The sequence below is a fragment of the Longimicrobium sp. genome (assembly GCA_036389135.1).
Taxonomy (GTDB): Bacteria; Gemmatimonadota; Gemmatimonadetes; order Longimicrobiales; family Longimicrobiaceae; genus Longimicrobium.
In genome coordinates this window covers 1-1,746 of sequence record DASVQP010000084.1, presented here as the reverse complement: position 1 = coordinate 1,746, position 1,746 = coordinate 1, and the positions used below count along the sequence as shown (strand labels likewise).

The 1,746-nt window shown below is 69.1% G+C and carries 1 protein-coding gene; it reads right to left on the bottom strand.

Annotated features, from left to right (window positions below):
- Positions 1 to 332: 332 nt before the first annotated feature.
- Positions 333 to 1,571, bottom strand: coding sequence for an IS256 family transposase (locus VF584_19250; GenBank protein HEX8212320.1), 1,239 nt, complete (start codon positions 1,569 to 1,571; stop codon positions 333 to 335).
- Positions 1,572 to 1,746: the final 175 nt, after the last annotated feature.

Below are 1,746 nucleotides of genomic sequence, written 5' to 3'. Positions count from 1 at the left end.
TCCTCCCACCGGAGCTGCGCGACATGGCAGGGCGGGACTGACCAAAATGTCGCCGCTGGCGGCGTGAGCGGCGTTCGCGTCTGTTCCAGCCTGGCGTACGCAGCGGTTACTTTCTCGCAGTGCCGCCTCCTGGCGCGCCTGAAGCGGGCAGGCCGCTCTCGGCCGCCTCCAGTCACGACGGCTCTGCGCCCATCTCGGGTGTCCGCTGGGTGCGCCCGACTTTCTGAAAGCGGACAAGGCACACCGATCCATGGCTGACCGAGGGGTGGTGGCGCGTGTTGTGTGGAAATAGCCTGGTTGGGTGGTCTCCGGCGGGGTGATGGTTGCTCGGGTCAGGCAGCGAGGTCAACGGGAACAGGGGCTGCGAGCGGCTCGCCCAAGCTCTGCCATCCGTCGACTTTGCGCATGGTGATCTGCCCCGAGGCGAGTAGCGCCCAGAACAGCATCGCGGCGGTCTCGGCCGAGGGCAGCACGGTCTGGGTCTTGATGCGGCGCTTGAACTCTTCATGCAGCCGCTCGATGGCATTGGTGGTCCGCGCCGACTTCCACTGGCTCGGCGGCAGACGGAGGAAGGCGAACAGGCGGTCGCCGGCCTCTTCCAGGCTGGTGGCCACGCCAGGACACTTCAGCCGCCATTTGCGCAGGAACGCGCGGCGCCGGGCCTGCACCTCTGCCGCGGTCACGGCATAGATCATGTCCGTGTAGTCGGCCGTGACCTCCTCCTGCAGGGCGTCCGGCGCATGGGCCAGCAGATTCCTGTGCTTGTGCACGGTACACCGTTGCGATGGCACCTCGGGCCACAGCGCCGCCAGCGCCCGGTCCAGGCCGGCGGCGCCATCGGTGATCAGGAACTCGGGCGTGCGCAGACCACGGCCGACCAGGTCGTCCAGCACGGCCCGCCAGGCCGCTTCGCTCTCGCCGCCCATGTTTTTGACCATGAGCAGGACCTTCTGCCCGTCGCGCCGTACGCCCAGGACGACCAGCAGCGAGATCGTGGTCGCCTTGCGATCGAGCCGCACCCGCACGACGGTGCCGTCCAGGATCAGCCGCACCACGTCCTCCCCGGCCAGGTCGCGCCGTCCCCAGGCCTCCCAATCCGTCTTCACCTTCCGCCAGGTGCGGCTGACCACATCCTTGCCCACCGCGCCTCGGAACAGGGCTGCCAGCGCGCGCTTGACCCGGCGCGTGTTGGTGCCCGCCAGGTAAGCGCCGGCGATCAGCGCCTCCACCTGCCGCGTCATCCGGGCGTAGCGAGGCAGCGCCGCACTGCGCCACTCCCGCGTGCCGCCGCTTTCGCCAGCAACCAGGCGTGCCCGCGGCACGCTGATCTCCACCGCGCCGAAGCTGCCCAGGAGCTGACGCTCACGCGTCCCGTTCCGGTAGCCCTTCGGCTCGCCTGCCACCCGTGCATGTCGGTTGCGGCCCAAGGCCGCCGTCAGCTCCTGCTCCAGCAGCTCTTCGATGAAGCCCCGCACCCGCTCGCGGATGCCCGCCTCGATCGGGTCGAACCAAGCCTCCCCAGCGAACGGCGCCGTGCTGCCCGGATCCGTCCTCGTGCTATCCTGTTCCATGGCGTGGTCTCCGCCGGCGCTCCAACGCCGGTTGTGGCTCGTTGAACAAGCCGGAGACTACGCCACCCCGCTTTTCCACCACTTCCGCGACGCCACCGCAGCGCAGAGGGCAGAGCCACTGAGACGACGGTGAGCAGACTCTGATGCGCGGGTTGGCTACCGCATTCCCGTGTGT

What these genes read in the sequence shown, in the direction of transcription:
- VF584_19250 (HEX8212320.1), bottom strand. Translation starts at nt 1,571, where the DNA reads ATGGAACAGGATAGCACGAGGACGGATCCGGGCAGCACGGCGCCGTTC.